This window comes from Ruegeria sp. K11, assembly GCF_056531905.1.
In genome coordinates this window covers 39838-56115 of the sequence record NZ_JBQFMP010000016.1, presented here as the reverse complement: position 1 = coordinate 56115, position 16278 = coordinate 39838, and the positions used below count along the sequence as shown (strand labels likewise).

Genomic DNA, 16278 nt, shown 5'->3' with positions numbered 1-16278 from the left:
CATGATTTAGTGCGATGCCCCAAGATTGGCAAAAGCGGCATGATCGGTTGCTGTGGTCTGCAATGGCGTCGAGAGATCTTCAGCCACAATCGATGCATCCCGCTTGACCAACGCACAGGCGGCCAAGGCCGCGCGTGCGGCGGTTTCGGTCACGATACAACCGACATCCTCAAAGGCTTTGCGTTGTTTTTCAAATCCTTGCGGATCGCTTTCAGTACCCAAAACATACGTAATGACCGGCACACCAGAGGCGACGATTTCGCCTGCGACGGGGGCAAGCACACTGGCCGGATCCTCATGTGCGCCGTCTCCGATCACCACATCCAGCAGAACGGCAGCAAGCGAGGGATCACCGATTTGTTGCCGCATGAACTCGATTCGGGCTTCGGTATCGATCATCGGATGCGGGCGGCCATCGGTGTATTCTTCTTCGCCAAGATCCAGGAAGATATGAGCATCCGGTGGTGCCGCTTCCAAGGTCCAGCTTTTGTCCAGCGGGATGTTCGAATGAATTGGCCCGATCCGTCGGGTCGCGATGGTCATGGCTTCGTAACACAGGGTGCCGCCGCTATAGAGGCCAGACAGGCGGGCACGCGTTGGTTCCAGCCCATCAATGATCTTCTCCAAACGGTCAGGCAAGTCGCCAACAATCTCAGGCACTTTGACGCCGTGGAAAGGCAGGGTATCGCGTACCCCCTGTTCAAGCGTGTTACACACCTTGATGTGTAAGGCTGCCGGAATCTTGTCCTGCAGGCCGATATACGCCGCGACCATTGCTTTCTTGGGCAGGTTGACCAGCATTTCCGCCACATCTTTCGATGGCGGCTTGGATACCAGCAGAATGGTTTTGGTCTCGGGGTCTGCATCCAAGGCTTTGATCGCCGATTGCGCCATCAGCCCGCCGACTTCTGGTGACAGATCGCGGCCACCTAGGCCGATCACATGCGAGACGCCAACGCCCCAGCGGTCGAGCAGGCTCATGACCTCTTGCGCGCCGGTGCCTGCCGCCGACAACACCCCAACTGACCCTTTGTTGACACGGTTTGCAAAGGCCAGACCGGTTCCGCCCAGCATAGCTGTACCCGCGCCAGGGCCCATCACCAGCAGACCCAACTCTTGCGCGCGTTTCTTCAGCGCGACTTCGTCTTCGAGTGGCACGTTATCGCTGAACAGCAGAACGTTCAGGCCTGCCGTCAGGGCCTTGTGAGCTTCGAGCGCCGCATAGGCTCCGGGAACAGAAACGATTGCCAAGTTGGATTCGGGCTGCTCTTTCACGGCAGAGGCAAGATCGGGGGCGATCTTTTCTTCTTCGCCATCCGCAGAGCTCGCTGCGTCAAAGAGGACGCCCGACGCGGTTTCAAGCGCCGCTTTTGCCGCGCTCTCATCATCTGCCCGCACGGCCAGAACCAGATCGTTGGCACCCGCGCTGTCCAAACCTTCTGATGCTCCGGCCTGAACCGCAATCTTGATGTTTGCGGGGGTGGCCATGAACGCCCAGCCCCACTGGGACCCTTCGGCACTCAGCAGAGCACGAGTTGCCTCCAGAAGCTTGACGCTGTCTTTATACGCGTTTTGGTGAACGGAAATGAGGCTGGTGGTCATTAGGCGACTTCCTTGTTCGAGCGATCGGTCGATACGGCATCCGCGGTGATGCAGGTCCCGGTTCCGCCATCGACCACACCGCCCGAGGTTTCCGAAAGTGTTCCATAGACAAGCTCGGGCGTGGTGATCGCGGCCAAACGGTCCGGGTTTGATCCGCCGTTTACGAATTTCATTGCGGCCTCCATCTTGGGACCCATGCTGCCGGGCGGGAATTGTCCGTCTTCAAGGTGCTGTTTGGCCTCGGACACCGACAGATGTTCCACCGCGCGCTGCGTCGGTTTGCCGAAATCCAGCATCACCGTGGGCACCCCGGTTACCATCACCAGAGCGTCGGCATTGGCCGCATCGGCAATGCGTTCGGCGGCAAAATCCTTGTCAACAACCGCGTCCACGCCCCTGTACACGCCGTTCTCCTGCATGACGGGAATTCCGCCGCCGCCCGCAGCGACAACAATATTGCCCGCCTCTGTCAGTTGGGCGATGGCGGCGGCCTCCAGCGTGGCCCGGGGCTCGGGCGAGGGGACCACACGGCGGTAACCGCGCCCCGAATCCTGAACCATCGTCCACCCGCGACTTTCCGCGAAGGCCTCGGAGTCGGCTTCGGAAAAGAAAGGTCCGATGGGCTTGGTCGGGTTTTCGAACGCCGGATCATCGGGATCGACAACCACATGTGTAATGACCGAAACGATGCCCGAGCATTCGTCGCCGCAGATCTCATGCAGCGCCAGTGAAATCAGACTGCCCAATGCGCCTTGCGTCATGGCCCCCAGTGCAAAAAGCGGCTGGGCCGGGACCAGCTTGGCCCCTTCCTCATGCTGGATGGCCAGATTTCCGACCTGCGGTCCGTTGCCATGCACGATGATAATCTTCCAGCCCTGCCGCAACAGTGAGCGCACGGATTTGGCCATGGCGATTGCGTTGGCATACTGTTCTTCCTGGGTGCCATCCTGACCTTCCTGAGTCAGGGCATTGCCCCCCAGCGCGACGACTGCTGTTTTGTGCACGACGTTCCTCCCATCGTTTATTCACCTTTTCCGGGCCGAAACTGCACTGACAACTGGCGTCGGTTTTCGGAGTGTAGTAAAGTGAATTAGCCTTTCGGATAATTAACATCGTATCCTATCCGACACAAGACAAATGTGATCCGCCCGGGTCCCGCTCTCGGGTGGCGGATCAAAAACAAGAGGTTCAACCGTATGAACGTTTCCGCAACCGGACACCCAAGGCAATTCTGGGTCGAGTGTGAACAGCAACTGTTTTCCATGTCGGCCATGGACCCTGAGCAATACAAACAAATCGTGACTGCGATCCGGGCCGTGTCGGATGTTCTGGTCGAGTTTGAAACGCCCGAGGCATTGCATGCAGCCTGGCCAGACGCCAAGACGCTTTATGTCAGGGCCGCTCATGTGGCTGGTTTTGATCCGAACTCTCTGCCGCATGCCAAAATATCGGGTGCGGCCTTTGCGATGCGGGAAAGGAAAATTACCGAGGAAAAGCAAGCTTCTAAGTTTGCAGCCGCGATAGCTGAGGCGCGCGAGGCCGGTCAGAATTGGGCCACCCTCAGCGAGACCGGCGATCTGGCGCACGGGTTGCTGGACCCGTATAGCTGCACCGAGATGGACCTTGCCTCGGGCCTGGCCATCGTGACAATCACCCAACCTGAACCATCCGGTGCGGGCATCTTGTATGCGCTTTCCGTTGTCCGGCTGGATCGCGACACCGGCCAGTTGGAGGATGCCGAACCCGGGTTTGCGGACTGGAAGGATTACTCCACGGTCCAGGAACTGATTGCGGCGCGGGATGCCTTGCGGACACAAATACGCGAGCACGGGGAGTGATGCGCGATTGTTTACTATTGTAGACGGAACAGCCGCGCTGTGATATGGTCGCAACACGGGTCAGGGCGGTACCGTCCGTCGTGACCCGGGCAGCCACGATTGTATGGGGTGATCCCTCGTGTCTGCGGGAATCAAATGAAAGGTGGCCAGCATGCAAGAGGAACAGATTCCGGTATGGGCCGCCCAACGGGGCGACGATCTGGCTGCCCATTATGCGATCCGTCATCGTGTGTTTGTGGTTGAACAAGGGGTTCTGACCCTGACCGATGTCGATGAAAACGACGACAATCCCCAAGTGGTCCATGCCCTCGCCGCGCGCCATGGCGAATGCGCGGGGGCGGTGCGGCTGTATCCGCTGGATGACGCGGGCCGTTGGAAAGGCGATCGTCTGGCGGTGCGCAAACGCCACCGCATGCGGGTCGGCGGTCATCTCGTCCGCTTTGCAACCGCCACCGCCGCCGCGCGCGGCGGGCTGGTGATGGAGGCAAGCGTTCAGGTGCCCAACGTCAATTTCTTTCTGCGGCTGGGCTGGACCTGCGACGGGGCCGAGACGCTGTCATACGGAATCCCGCATCAGCCCATGCTGTTCGACCTGACGACTGCCCCGCCGCTGGAGTGGCCCGGGCGCCCGGGGGAGCTGGCGATGGAATGGGTGGCACAGCAGCAGCAGACCCCGCTGTGCCCTGCGGTCTAGGGGTTAATCCCACAAGCCGGTGATGCTTTCACGGCTCAGATCGAACAGGGTCAGGCTTTTGTCGGGCGTGTTCAGAACAATCTGCGGGCTGGCTGTGGTGTCACCCACATGGGCGCAGGCCAGGTCATGGGCTTCGAACAGATCGACGCATTCCGCGATCCGGTCATGCTCGACCGCCAGCCAGAACGCATAGGTCGGAAAAGAGATCAGCCAGCGCGCCGGGTCTACCCCGTCGGGCATCGGATGTTTTGTCATATCCAGCTCTGCGCCGCAGCGCGAATATTCCAGCAGCATCGCCAGCGACCCCAGCGACCCGGCCATCGACACATCTTTGGCCGCCAGCGCCGCACCCGATGCTGCAACCTGCGCCAGCAGGCGCACATCCCGCGCCAACGTCGGACCCTGCGTGTCCAGCGACGTGAAGAACGGAAAATCCTCGCGCATATGCCCGTTCAGGCAGCCCACAAACAACAGCGCCATACCAGGCTGCACATGCGCCATCGACAGGACCTTTTCAGCATGCCCCATGGCAAAAGCCGACAACGCATAGGTGTCGGCATTCTGCGTCAGGTGCCCTCCGATAATGGGCACATCATACATGTCCGCCGCATCCTGAAGACCCTGCATGGCGATATCCGTAGTCTCTTTCGGGCCAACGACCGTATTGACGATGCCTTTGGGAACGCCGCCCATGGCGGCAACATCGTTCACATTGGCCAGAACGGCCGCCACGCCTGCGCCATAGGGGTCCATCTGGTAAAAGGCGGGCAGGATGGCCTCGCCGCAGCCAATGACATGCTTGCCGTCGATATCGACCACGGCCCCGTCATCGCCGGGGCCATGAATCGGATCATCCGACCGGACAAAGCGACTGGCCCCGTTGATCGCCTTTTTTCCCGTGACCCCGGCATAGGCCCGAACGGTCTCGGCAATGGCGTCCAGTTGGTCGATTGGGCTTTTGGTTTCATGTGTCATGCTGTATCTCGGAAACTGAGGGTTATGTTACGTATAGTGATCGGTGCGGCGATCAGGGCTGGAACGTGGGTATCGCGTGTGGTCCGCGGTCCGGACCGGCTGAAAAGAATTGACCGAATTCGGAGATTTGGGTGCAGAAAAACAAAAAGAACGGGGCGAGCGACAAGGCGCGCCCAGCCACGAATACAAACGATGTGGAAAAGATCGTAAGCCGCGTGGGTCAGAAACTGCTGGCCCTGCGCAGCGAGCAGGGCATGTCGCTGCAACAGCTTTCGGCCAAAAGCGATGTGTCCGGACCCGCCATCCACAAGATCGAGCGCAGCGACATGGTTCCGACCATCACCACGTTGCTCAAGCTCAGCAATGCGTTGGGCGTTTCGGTGAATTATTTTATCGAAGACAGCGACGATCTGCCGGAACCGGTTCTGTGCACCAAGGGCGATGACCGCAGCATCGTGTTCACCCCGCATAAAGGGCTTCATCTCGAGGGGATTACCGGCCCCTATCAGCAGTTTCGCGCGGCTGCAGCGGTTGCGGTGATGAAACCCGAGGCCAACAGCGGCCGCAAGCTTCTGCGCCACTCGGGCGAAGAGCTTGTGCATGTGCTGTCGGGCGAGGTCGAGTTTCAGGTGGGCAAGACCGAATACCGTCTGTCCGCAGGGGATTCCCTGCATTTCAGCGGTGAGCTTCCGCACAAATGGAAGAACATCAGTGACACCGATGCCGAGCTGGTGTGGGTGGCGTTGCGCGGCGAATAGGGTCTGGGCCGAGCCGGGCGTCATAGAAAGGCCGAGGTCAAAGCCGGAGATTCCGTCAGCGCATGGGCAGCAAAGCCCAGTGCGGCCTCTATCTGTCCGCGCGTTGCGGGGCCGCCCAGACACATTCTGACAGCTTCGGGCGCGGCGCGATCCACCACAAACGCATCACTGGCCACGACCCCGATATTCTTTGACCGCATATGTTCGACAAAGGCGGTCCGCGTCCAGGGCTGCGGCAGTTCAAGCCAAATGCTGAAACACAGCGGGTCGCTGCGGAACGTGCCCTCGGGCAGGATCGCTTTGGCCAGCTTGTTGCGTTCGATGGTCTCGTTCCGGATGGCGCGCAGCATACTGGTGGCGGTTCCGTCCTCGATCCATCTGGTTGCCATGGCGACGGTCAGCGGCGATGCCATGACGGTCGAGGCGCGGATGGCTGACAGGAACGGCCAGGCTTTGCGCACGTCGGGGGCCAGGACATAAGCTGCCCGCAACCCGGCACCAATGCACTTTGACAGGCCGGCGATATGCCAGGTCATCTCCGGCGCGATCGAGGCAATCGGGGCGGGCTGCTGGCCCCGTGCCGGAATGAATCCATAGGCGTCATCCTCAAGAATCGGCACGTTATAGTGCCGCGCTATGGCGGCCAGCTCGCGGCGTCGTTCAAGTGGGATGGTCAGTGTGGTGGGGTTCTGCAGCGTCGGGTTCAGATACAAGGCTTTTGGCGCAAGGGTTTCGCAGGCATCCTGAAACGCCTGCGGATCGATCCCGTCCCGATCCATCTTCAACCCGGTCAGGTTCAGGCGATGCTGCGCCGCCAGCGACCGGATGCCGGGATAGGTGATCTCTTCGCACAAAATAGTCTCGCCGGGTTTGGTCAGCACCCGCAGGATACCGTCCAGAGCGGCCTGCGCGCCGGGCACGATCAAAAGACGATCCTGCTTGGGCGACATCGACCTGCGGCTGAGCCATGTCAGAGCGGCCTGTTTGTCGGCCTCGCCCCCGCCGACGCCCTGATATCGCAGCAAAGATACAACATCGGCCACCACATGTTCCGCGCCCAGACGCATCTTGCGCGACAGATCCTGATCCAGCGGCTCAGGCGGCAGGTTCATCGACAGATCGGCGGGCCGGTCGGGAAAAATGTGATCCTCGCCCCGGGTTTGCTTGCTGACGAAAGTCCCCCGTCCGACCTTCGATTCGATCAGACCTCTGGCGTTGGCCTCGACATAGCCGCGCGCCACGGTCGTAAAGTGCAATGACAGCCGCTCGGCAAGTTCGCGCTGCGGCGGAAGCCGCTCGCCGATCGAAAGACGCCCGGTACGCACATCCTCGGCGATGGCATCCGCCAGAGCCATATAGCGCGGAATTCCATTGTCGCTCAGCGTCGGGACCCAGTTTTCCATATATGCGTCATTCCATCAGTTGTTTGCAAATTGACTGTAGATTGTATCGCGCTTTGACGTCAATGCACTGCGGTCAAGTTTTTTAGTTTTCGGCTACAATTTCACACTATCGCTCAATTATTTAGCAAATAAACTGATATCTATCCGAAATATATTTAACGATGATAGTCAATTGACAGGTCTAATTGATTGGTCTAGCGTCCGTGCAAGCAGCGGCCAATGGCCGCAATCAATGTGGCGGCGGGGCGAAGAACCCCGCGAGCTGCCAAGGGTGGATACAGTTGATCTTAGTAGGTGTTTTGAGCGCCTGTGACGGATTGACGACGTGCTCGGTCTGCCCTGTGTCGAAGCGGGAGGAACCAAGAATGAGCGTCGCACCAAGCTATGATCAATCACAGGTGGCAGCGCCAGCAAGGCCATTGTCCGGCGAAGAGCTGATCAATGAGCTGCAGTCAAACGGCGTGCGCCTTGTCGATCCCCAAAACAGCGGTGAAAGCCGCCGGGGCGGGGCAGGGCCCTCGGATCACACGGCGCTGACGATCAACAACAAGACGGTCATGATCCCCGTTCACACCGCTCCGGCCTTCAGCAGCCCCTATGTGATCGGTGCGCCGGATGCACAAGGCAACAGCCGGGTGCGCCGCGACGGGATCGATGTGGGCCGGGTCCAGTTCCCGTTCCGCCCGAAATTCTATGACCTCAGCACGGAAGACGGCATTCCCTATTCCCACATTGCCGCTCTGCACAGCAGGGACGTTCTGGCCACCACTGTTCTGCAAACCTGCATCCGCTACCAAAGCCGCACCAAGACCTGCAAATTCTGCTCGATCGGTCAGTCGCTTGCCGCAGGCCGGACCATCGAACGCAAGACCCCGGAACAGCTGGGTGAGGTGGCAAAAGCCGCTGTTGAACTGGATGGCGTGACCCAGATGATCCTGACCACAGGCACCCCGCCGACAAAGGACCGGGGCGCCAGCATTCTGTGCGAAAGCGCCGAAGGGATCAAAGCCCGCGTCGACTTGCCGATTCAAGGCCAGTGCGAACCACCGGACACGGACGCCTGGTTCCAGCGCATGAAAGACGCGGGCATCGACTCGTTGGGGATGCATCTGGAAGCCGTCAGCGAAGAGGTGCGCGCCGAGGTTATGCCGGGCAAGGCGCAAGTGTCGCTGGAACGCTATTTTGATGCCTTTGAAGCGGCAGTCGAGGTCTTTGGAAGGGGCGAAGTCTCAACCTATATTCTGGCCGGTCTGGGGGACACTCAGGACCAGATCATCGACATGAGCGAACGCCTGATCAAGATCGGCGTGTATCCCTTTGTGGTGCCTTTTATTCCGATCTCGGGCACACCGATGGAAAGTCATCCATCCCCGTCCGCCGGATTCATGCACGAGATTCTGATGCCCATCGGTCGCATGCTGCGCGAAAGCGGCATTCGGTCCGAAGATATGGCCGCAGGCTGCGCCAAATGCGGCGCCTGTTCCGCCCTGTCTCTGTATGAAAAGCTCAAGGTCTCGAAGGCGGGATAACACAAGACGGGGATGTGTCAGGATGCTTGCAAGTCACGACAGTTTCGCCGCCGGGATGCCGCATCTTGACATGTTTGGCCTGTCCGAGCATTTCTGCCTGACCCATGCGGGAAATCTGCACTGGAACTGGATTGCGACACTGACGGCCAAGCGCCCCTCGGAATGGGTTTCGGCCCAGGGGCATCGCATCTACGCCAGTTTCATTTATACAGCCCTGACCTATAACAGGGAAATTTCTGTTTCCGAGGATGACGAGATTTCCGTTGTCTGTCATCCATGCGCATTAAAGCCGCCCTTTTTCATTACCGAAACCACCTATTCCAAAGCCGGCTCCGGGCTGGTTGCCACTGCCCGGATGATGTCGACCCTCTCCACGGTTCTGGGGCGCAGCAACGCACGGTTCGGAAAGACGTCGATGACGTTCCAATCCAAACCTTTTGGCGAGGCACAGCTTGAAGATACGCGGTCGCGGTTTCGCCAGTTGCGCGCCCATGATGACCGTGATCTGATCAGCACTCACCGGCATCTGGTGAATCCGGCGGTCGACTTCAACGCGGCCAGATTTTTGTATTTCGCCAATTTCTCGCAGTTGTTCAGGCGGTACGAATATCCCGAAGTCACGGCAAATATCCCACTCGCCAGCCGCGAGATCGCCTATTTCGGGAATGTCGATCCTTTCGAGTGGACCTGTATCGCATCCGGTCGGAACGCAGGAACGGTGACTTCGGCAATGACGCGGTCAAGCGACCAAAAGTGCATTGCCCGCAGTCTCAGCACCATGTCAAACCAGCACAAGGCCGCGCCTGTGCAGCGCGCCCTTGCTCAAGCGGATACCCCGGGCGTGATTTGACGATTCCGATTGTCGATCGGAAACCGCGTTAGGCCGATGCCAGTGCGTCGGCTTTGGCCGCGGCACGGTCAGCCCCGCTGGCATCGCCCAGACCTTTCAGGGCCCGTGCCACCGCACGCCAATTCTGGACCGAAGTGGGTTTCAATCCGGTACGCTCGTTGGCCAGACCCAACGCTAGGTCATAGCGTTTTGAGCGCAACGCGGCCTCAAGCAGAGTCCAGCCGATGATGTCCCGCTGGGCGAAGCTTCCACCCAGACGATGGGTCATATAACGCACCGGCAGCAGACGCTCGACGCATGTGTCATAGTCTTCGCGCTTGAAATCCTGGATCGCCATGCAGAACGGCATCCCGATCTCGCGGCTCATCGCGGCGTTCGCGTCGGATGCACTTTCCAGATACCGCTTGTTCGCGTTGATCAGCAGTTTTTGCGCGTCCACCCGATCATCCGACGCAAAGGTCATCATCGCATGCACATCGTTGAACGCGTACAGAGTATCCTGCGCTGCTGGTTCCCATTTGTTTGCCAGATGCACCCAGCGGTCGCCGGATTCCTGGCCTGCAAGATTCATCCTCCACAGCAGAGCCGCTGCGTCGAGTTCTTCGTATTTGTTGCCATCCTTGCGTCGCGAATCCAGATGGTTGTCGAAGATGTCATAAACCGCGTCATATTGCTCAAGATCGAGGTGGTAGAGCGAGGTGTGCCACCAAAGATGGTTGGCGAAGTTTGACGTACCCCACACACCTGCGCGGTCTTTCATAAAGCGGATGCCCGCGTCTTGCTGCCCACGCATTTCCATCACGTGACTGACTGCATGAACCGCGTAAGGGTTGTCAGGGCGTATTTCCAATGCCTGCCGTGCCATATCTTCGGCCCGGGAAAAATCCCGGTTTTCCTCCAGGCCAAAAGAGTAGAACCCTAAAACAAACTCGTACCCGGGAATGTCGTCGGTCCACAGATTAAAGACCCGCGCAACCACATCACGCTGTCCCGGGACGTCGCCCAGCAAAACCATGGTGTAGTGAATCAGGCCAAGGGCAAACAGATCTTTGGGATACTGGGTCAGAACGTCCTCCCAAATCTGAACTGCACCAAAGAAATCGCCGGCGGCCCAGGCTTTGACAGCTGACAAATGACCCTTTTCGCGGGAATTGGCCTTACCAGACAAACGCTCGGCCCGGGTGATGGCTTCGATGAATTGAGGGTAGATACGGGTTTCCATCGATTGGGTTAGCCAGCCTGCCTTAAACAGCCAGCCCATTATGAAATTAGGGTGTTCGGCAAGCACATCATCAATGGTTTTGATCGGATCGCCGCGAAAGGACAAAGATAACTCGATTGCCTTTTCCAGACCCTCTGCAGCCGCAGCATCCGGGTATGAAACCGGGACACCACGGATGTCTTTCATGAAAAACGATGCGCCTTTCGAGTGATCTAGAGCCATGACTTATCCTTGTCTGCTAGCTTTGCCGTTCATTTTCAATTCGACCGACGATGGGATGTAGTATTCACTGGCATGACAACCGGTCACATCCAGTGCACCCACACCCCGCGTTATGAGTGCCCGTACGCTCGATTTAGGTCTGTATGCCATAGGCTGAACGTCGCTGAGTACAGTCTTTTCCAAAACGTGAACGAACGTGTTAGATGACTGCTCATTTTCTGTATTTTGCACGGCAAATATTACAATTTTCGGGCGAAAACCCCATTCGCCTGTGCGTATCAAACATGTATATTTGAATCCGAAATATTGCTGTAAAAGTACGGGCTTGAAGATCACTGTAGTAAATCGGGTCTTGTGCTGAGTACGCGTCTCCGTTCAGATTCGTATAATTAACTCAGCCAATATTGAGCCGGGTTAACACTAGCGCAGGAAGATGAATGGTAGATCACCCCGAGTTGTTCGTATTGCGCCACGGCGAAACTGTGTGGAATCGCGAAGGCCGCTTGCAAGGCCGCAAGGATTCCCCGCTAACCGAAAAGGGGAAGGAGCAGGCCAGGAACCAGAGAAAACTCCTGACCGGGTTCAGTCACCTGCCGGAAGACGTTTTCGTCAGCCCACTTGGGCGTGCATTACAAACTGCTGGGCTGGTCGTTGAATTTGAAGACAGGCTCATCGTGGATGACCGGTTACAAGAAATTAGTTTCGGATCCTGGGAAGGGTGCACCAAAGAAGAAATACGCGAGCAATTATGTGGCCAATCTGATGAAGACACGCTTAGCTTTGGAAGCCCAGATGGCGAGACGTTCGATATGATCCGACAGAGAGTATCAAGCTTTTTGAATGACCTTGATCGCCCTGCGATAGTGATCACGCATGGCGCAACTTCAAGTGTTATGCGTGGTCTTTGCCTGGGTCTGGACCGCAAAGAGATTGTGAACCTGTCGCGAGAACAAGGGTGTGTTTTCCATCTGCTCCGCGGAAGAGAAAAAATAATTCGACCTTCGGGATAGAATGTGACCTGCGCACCTCTGCGACAGGGACTTTCGCATGCCAACAGTCTTCAATCGTACGGCGTTTTTCAGGTTCTGTTGCGAAGTTTCAATTTGAAAAAGAGAACGCGCTGTAGCAGCAGATTTGAGAGGCAAGTTCCGCGAACTGGCGAAACGGACAGAGTCCGAGCGTGAATTGGCATTTGGGGATCATGTGCGCGACCGGACAGATAGGGGCGAAGTCCGCGACTGAACCGTTCACCTGTCTGCCGACTTGCAGGCTCGCCGTTCTGACGCCTATGATCCGGCTGAAATAACTCCAAACCTTTGCCGCGATGCCTTTGCTGGGCAGAGCAATTCGTTTCGACAGAACATCAGAAAAAGGCGGATTATGACTGACATTACATCTGACATGATTGCGGCAGCCGAGGCGCTGCTGGGGGTCGAATACACCTCGGACGAGCGGGCGCAGATGCTCGACAATTTCGAAGGCCAGATCCTTTCGGCGCTGGAGCGGCGCAAGACGCCTTTGCCGAACAGCCTGCCGATGGCCAGCCGGTTCGACCCGCGCCTGCCCGGGTTTGTCCCACCGCGCCAACCGGCCAGCGGGCCTTGGGCACTGCCCGATGCGGGGCCGTTGCCGGACAGTGACGAGGATATCGCCTTTGCCCCGGTCACCCAACAGGCCGAGTGGATCAGGCAGGGTCATCTGACAAGCCGCAGGCTGACCGACATCTATCTTGACCGCATCGAACGGCTGGGCCCGAAACTGGAATGTTTCGTCACCGTCACGCCCGAGCTTGCGCGGGCCGAGGCAGACGCGGCGGACGCGCAGCTTGGAGCAGGTGTCTGGCTCGGGCCGTTGCACGGTATTCCCTATGGTTTGAAGGACCTCTTCGATACCAAAGACATCCGCACAAGCTGGGGGGCCACGCCTTATAAGGATCAGGTGCCGGACAGGAATGCCCGGATCGTGCAAATGTTGCGTGCCGCGGGCGCGGTGCTGTTGGGCAAGACAACGCTGGGGGCGCTGGCCTATGGCGACATCTGGTTTAACGGCAAAACCCGCAACCCTTTCAACACCGAAGAGGGCTCCAGCGGATCAAGCGCCGGGTCGGCCTCGGCAACGGGGGCGGGGCTGTGCGGCTTTTCCATCGGGACCGAGACGCTGGGGTCGATCACGTCCCCGTCGCAACGCTGCGGCACCACCGGCCTGCGCCCCACCTTCGGGCGGGTCAGCCGCGCAGGCGGCATGGCTTTGTGCTGGTCGCTGGACAAGATCGGGCCGATTTGCCGGTCGGTCGAGGATTGCGCGCTGGTGCTGGCCGCACTCAACGGTGGCGACCCGGAGGACCGCAGCAGCATCGACGTGCCGTTCGGCTTTGACCCCACCGCCACAATCGAAGGCATGCGCGTAGGCTATTTACCCGCCGCGTTCGAAGATGAAGGCGCGACCGAGGTGGATCATTCCGCCCTTGAGGCGATGCGCAGTCTGGGTGTTGAAGTGGTCCCTCTGACCCTGCCGGATCTGCCTTACGGATCGCTGATGTCCGTCCTCTTCGCCGAAGCCGCCGCTGCGTTTGAGGAGCTGACCCTGACCGACCGTGATGATGAGCTTGTTTGGCAGGACGCGGGCGCATGGCCTAACACCTTCCGCAAGGCGCGGTTTCTGTCTGCCGTGGATCACGTGCAATTGGACCGGCTGCGGTTTAAGGTGATGCAGGTGTTTGACGATGTCTTCGGGCAGGTCGATGCGATGATCGGGCCGTTCATGACCGGTCCGATGCTGGTGGCAACCAATTTCACCGGTCATCCCTGCCTGCACCTGCGCGCGGGCTTCCTGCAGACCGAAACCAGATCGGACCCTTCGTTGGCCCACGGCAAGCTTGTTGTGGAAGAGAAAGGCGCCGCGCCGCAAACCTATCACGTACCGCAGGGGATATCGCTGTGGGGTGGGCTGTTTGATGAGGCGCGGCTGATCACCCTTGGCCGCGCGCTTGAGGCAAAGCTAGGCGTCGCCGCCGAACGTCCAACCCTCTAGCCGGGTGCGCGCACGTGGCAGGCGACGCTGTGGCTGTCGTCTGTCCTCACCAGCGCCGGAGGCGTTTGCGCGCAGATGGGCTGGGCCAGCGGGCAGCGGGAGTGAAAGGCGCATCCGGCGGGTGGGTTCACAGGGCTGGGCACATCGCCGCTCAGGATCTGGCGCTTGCCTTTCGCGCTCGGGCGCGGAACCGGCACGGCGGCCAACAGCGCCTCGGTATAGGGGTGCTGCGGGGCCGAGAACAGCTTGCGCTTGTCCGCGATCTCGACGATCCGGCCCAGATACATGACCGCGACGTGATGCGCGATATGTTCGACCACGGCCAGATCGTGCGAGATGAACAGATAGGCTAGCCCCATATCGCGCTGTAAATCCATCATCAGGTTCAAAACCTGCGCCTGAACCGAGACATCCAGCGCCGAGACCGGCTCATCCGCGACGATCACCGACGGTTCCAGCACGAGGGCCCGCGCCAGCCCTAGGCGCTGACGTTGTCCACCGGACAGTTGGTGCGGGTAACGGTCGGCCTGCTCGGCCCGCAGGCCGACTTTCGCGAAGGCGTCGAGGACCATCGCTTTGCGGTTGGATGCGGTGCCGATCCCGTGAATCTCAAGCGGCTCCCGCACGATGCGGCCATTCCTAAGACGCGGGTTCAGCGAGGAAAACGGATCCTGAAACACCATCTGAATGTTGCGGCGCTGAGGGCGCAAACCGGCCTCATCCAGATGGGTGATGTCGTTGCCCTGCAAGGTGATCCGCCCCGCATCCGGCCGCAACAGCCGCATGATCGTCTTGCCAAGCGTGGTCTTTCCGCAGCCGCTTTCGCCAACAATGCCAAGGGTTTCGCCCGCCCGGACCGACAGGCTGACACCAGCAACGGCGCGCACAACGCCGCCACCGCCGCCGAGCAAGCCCTGATTGACCGGGAAGGTTTTGACCAGCCCGTCGACCTCCAGCACAGGTTCGGATGTGCGTCCAGTATCAAGCATGGGCCATCTCGGGGGCGATAGCGTTCCAGCAGGCGACCTCATGCCCGGTTCCGGCCGCTTGCAGAGCGGGAGCGTCGCGCAGGCAGATATCGGTGGCCTGACTGCAGCGCGGGGCAAATGGGCATCCGGTAAGCTCTTCGCGCATGGAGGGAACGGTGCCGCTGATTTCCTGCAGACGCGGCGCGGTTTCGAGTTCAAGCGACGAATAGAGTCGGGGGACCGATCCTAGCAGACCCTGCGTGTAGGGATGCAGCGGCCGATCAAAAAGCACCCCCACAGGCGCACGTTCGACAACCGATCCGGCATACATCACCGCCACACGGTCGGCCATGTCGGCGACCACACCAAGATCATGCGTGATCAGGATGATCGCCGCGCCAATACGATCCTGCAATTCCTCCATGAGGTTCAGTATCTGCGCCTGAATCGTCACGTCCAGCGCCGTGGTGGGTTCATCTGCGATCAGGATTTTCGGATGGCACGACATGGCCATCGCGATCATCACGCGTTGACGCAAACCGCCTGAGAGCTGAAATGGATACTGCCGTGCGCGTTTGGCAGGTTCGGGAACACGCACCAGATCGAGCGCCTCAATCGCGGCGGCCATCGCGCCTTTGCGGTTCAACCCCTGATGCACCCTGATCGCCTCGGCGATCTGACGGCCCACGGTCATCACCGGATCAAGCGAGGTCATCGGCTCCTGAAATATCATCGCGATGTCATCGCCGCGAATGTCGCGCATCTGCGCTTCGGGTAGCTGTAACAGGTCACGGTTGCCAAACATTGCCGAGCCGGACTCAATCTCGGCAATGCGCTGGGGCAACAGCCGCATCAGCGCCAGAGAGGTCACGGATTTGCCGCTGCCGGATTCCCCCACGATGGCCAGCGTCTCGCCCGGCAGAACGTCGAAGGACACCCCGTTGACCGCCCGCACGATCCCGGCATTCGTGCGAAAGCGCACCCGCAGGTCGCGCACGCTGAGCAAGGGGTCCAACGTCTTCTCTTTGCGTATTTTCTCCGCCAAATGCACAGTTCCTTCCCGGGCACAGCTCCGCAGGTTCCTAGGGTGGGGAAATCACTTTGACATATCTTATCGGCTCTTTACGCTGGGGCAAGTTCATTCAAATGCGAAGTTCCACGCACACGCGGCCGCTGGTTTTGGGGAG

At 59.3% G+C, this 16278-nt stretch carries 14 protein-coding genes; 7 read left to right on the top strand and 7 right to left on the bottom strand.

What is annotated here, in order from left to right:
* Nucleotides 1-6: 6 nt before the first annotated feature.
* Both ACR0K4_RS20015 and ACR0K4_RS20010 read right to left on the bottom strand, forming a co-directional pair.
* Nucleotides 7-1602, bottom strand: coding sequence for an acyl-CoA synthetase FdrA (locus ACR0K4_RS20015; RefSeq protein WP_480855450.1), 1596 nt, complete (start codon nt 1600-1602; stop codon nt 7-9).
* Nucleotides 1602-2606: a carbamate kinase gene (locus ACR0K4_RS20010; RefSeq protein ID WP_480855449.1), complete on the bottom strand. Its 1005-nt coding sequence runs from the start codon at nt 2604-2606 to the stop codon at nt 1602-1604. The genes ACR0K4_RS20015 and ACR0K4_RS20010 overlap by 1 nt, the downstream gene beginning before the upstream one ends.
* A 192-nt stretch (nt 2607-2798) precedes the next feature.
* Here ACR0K4_RS20010 and ACR0K4_RS20005 point away from each other — a divergent pair, with 192 nt between their 5' ends.
* Nucleotides 2799-3440: a hypothetical protein gene (locus tag ACR0K4_RS20005; RefSeq protein ID WP_480855447.1), complete on the top strand. Its 642-nt coding sequence runs from the start codon at nt 2799-2801 to the stop codon at nt 3438-3440.
* Nucleotides 3441-3591: 151 nt separating this feature from the next.
* Nucleotides 3592-4134 (top strand): MSMEG_0567/Sll0786 family nitrogen starvation N-acetyltransferase, encoded by a 543-nt coding sequence (locus ACR0K4_RS20000; RefSeq protein WP_480855446.1) that lies wholly within the window; start codon nt 3592-3594, stop codon nt 4132-4134.
* A 3-nt stretch (nt 4135-4137) separates the two neighbouring features.
* On the opposite strand, the gene ACR0K4_RS19995 is transcribed toward ACR0K4_RS20000, so the two are convergent.
* The gene (locus ACR0K4_RS19995) at nt 4138-5109 is read right to left on the bottom strand and encodes an AIR synthase related protein (protein WP_480855445.1); all 972 of its coding nucleotides are present in this window, start codon (nt 5107-5109) and stop codon (nt 4138-4140) included.
* A gap of 131 nt (nt 5110-5240) precedes the next feature.
* On the opposite strand from ACR0K4_RS19995, the gene ACR0K4_RS19990 reads away from it, so the two are divergent.
* The gene (locus tag ACR0K4_RS19990) at nt 5241-5867 is read left to right on the top strand and encodes a helix-turn-helix domain-containing protein (protein WP_480520896.1); all 627 of its coding nucleotides are present in this window, start codon (nt 5241-5243) and stop codon (nt 5865-5867) included.
* A gap of 20 nt (nt 5868-5887) precedes the next feature.
* Here the strand turns inward: ACR0K4_RS19990 and ACR0K4_RS19985 are convergent, their stop codons facing one another.
* Entirely contained in the window at nt 5888-7270 is a 1383-nt protein-coding gene (locus ACR0K4_RS19985) for an aminotransferase-like domain-containing protein (protein WP_480520894.1), read from the bottom strand.
* Between the two features lie 365 nt (nt 7271-7635).
* Between ACR0K4_RS19985 and ACR0K4_RS19980 the strand changes: the two genes are divergently transcribed.
* Together ACR0K4_RS19980 and ACR0K4_RS19975 are read left to right on the top strand one after the other, a co-directional pair.
* Nucleotides 7636-8799: an MSMEG_0568 family radical SAM protein gene (locus ACR0K4_RS19980; protein WP_480855444.1), complete on the top strand. Its 1164-nt coding sequence runs from the start codon at nt 7636-7638 to the stop codon at nt 8797-8799.
* A gap of 22 nt (nt 8800-8821) precedes the next feature.
* Nucleotides 8822-9649, top strand: a complete 828-nt coding sequence (locus ACR0K4_RS19975) for an LnmK family bifunctional acyltransferase/decarboxylase (protein WP_480855443.1) — start codon at nt 8822-8824, stop codon at nt 9647-9649.
* 28 nt (nt 9650-9677) lie between these two features.
* Here ACR0K4_RS19975 and ACR0K4_RS19970 read toward each other — a convergent pair whose 3' ends face one another.
* Nucleotides 9678-11093: a tetratricopeptide repeat protein gene (locus tag ACR0K4_RS19970; protein ID WP_480520888.1), complete on the bottom strand. Its 1416-nt coding sequence runs from the start codon at nt 11091-11093 to the stop codon at nt 9678-9680.
* A 437-nt stretch (nt 11094-11530) separates the two neighbouring features.
* On the opposite strand from ACR0K4_RS19970, the gene ACR0K4_RS19965 reads away from it, so the two are divergent.
* Nucleotides 11531-12103, top strand: coding sequence for a histidine phosphatase family protein (locus ACR0K4_RS19965; RefSeq protein WP_480855441.1), 573 nt, complete (start codon nt 11531-11533; stop codon nt 12101-12103).
* Nucleotides 12104-12473: 370 nt separating this feature from the next.
* Nucleotides 12474-14123, top strand: coding sequence for an amidase (locus ACR0K4_RS19960; RefSeq protein WP_480855440.1), 1650 nt, complete (start codon nt 12474-12476; stop codon nt 14121-14123).
* Here the strand turns inward: ACR0K4_RS19960 and ACR0K4_RS19955 are convergent.
* Nucleotides 14120-15112: an ABC transporter ATP-binding protein gene (locus ACR0K4_RS19955; protein WP_480520882.1), complete on the bottom strand. Its 993-nt coding sequence runs from the start codon at nt 15110-15112 to the stop codon at nt 14120-14122. The genes ACR0K4_RS19960 and ACR0K4_RS19955 overlap by 4 nt on opposite strands.
* On the bottom strand, nt 15105-16136 hold the full coding sequence (locus tag ACR0K4_RS19950) for an ABC transporter ATP-binding protein (RefSeq protein ID WP_480855439.1): 1032 nt from the start codon (nt 16134-16136) through the stop codon (nt 15105-15107). The genes ACR0K4_RS19955 and ACR0K4_RS19950 overlap by 8 nt, the downstream gene beginning before the upstream one ends.
* Nucleotides 16137-16278: the final 142 nt, after the last annotated feature.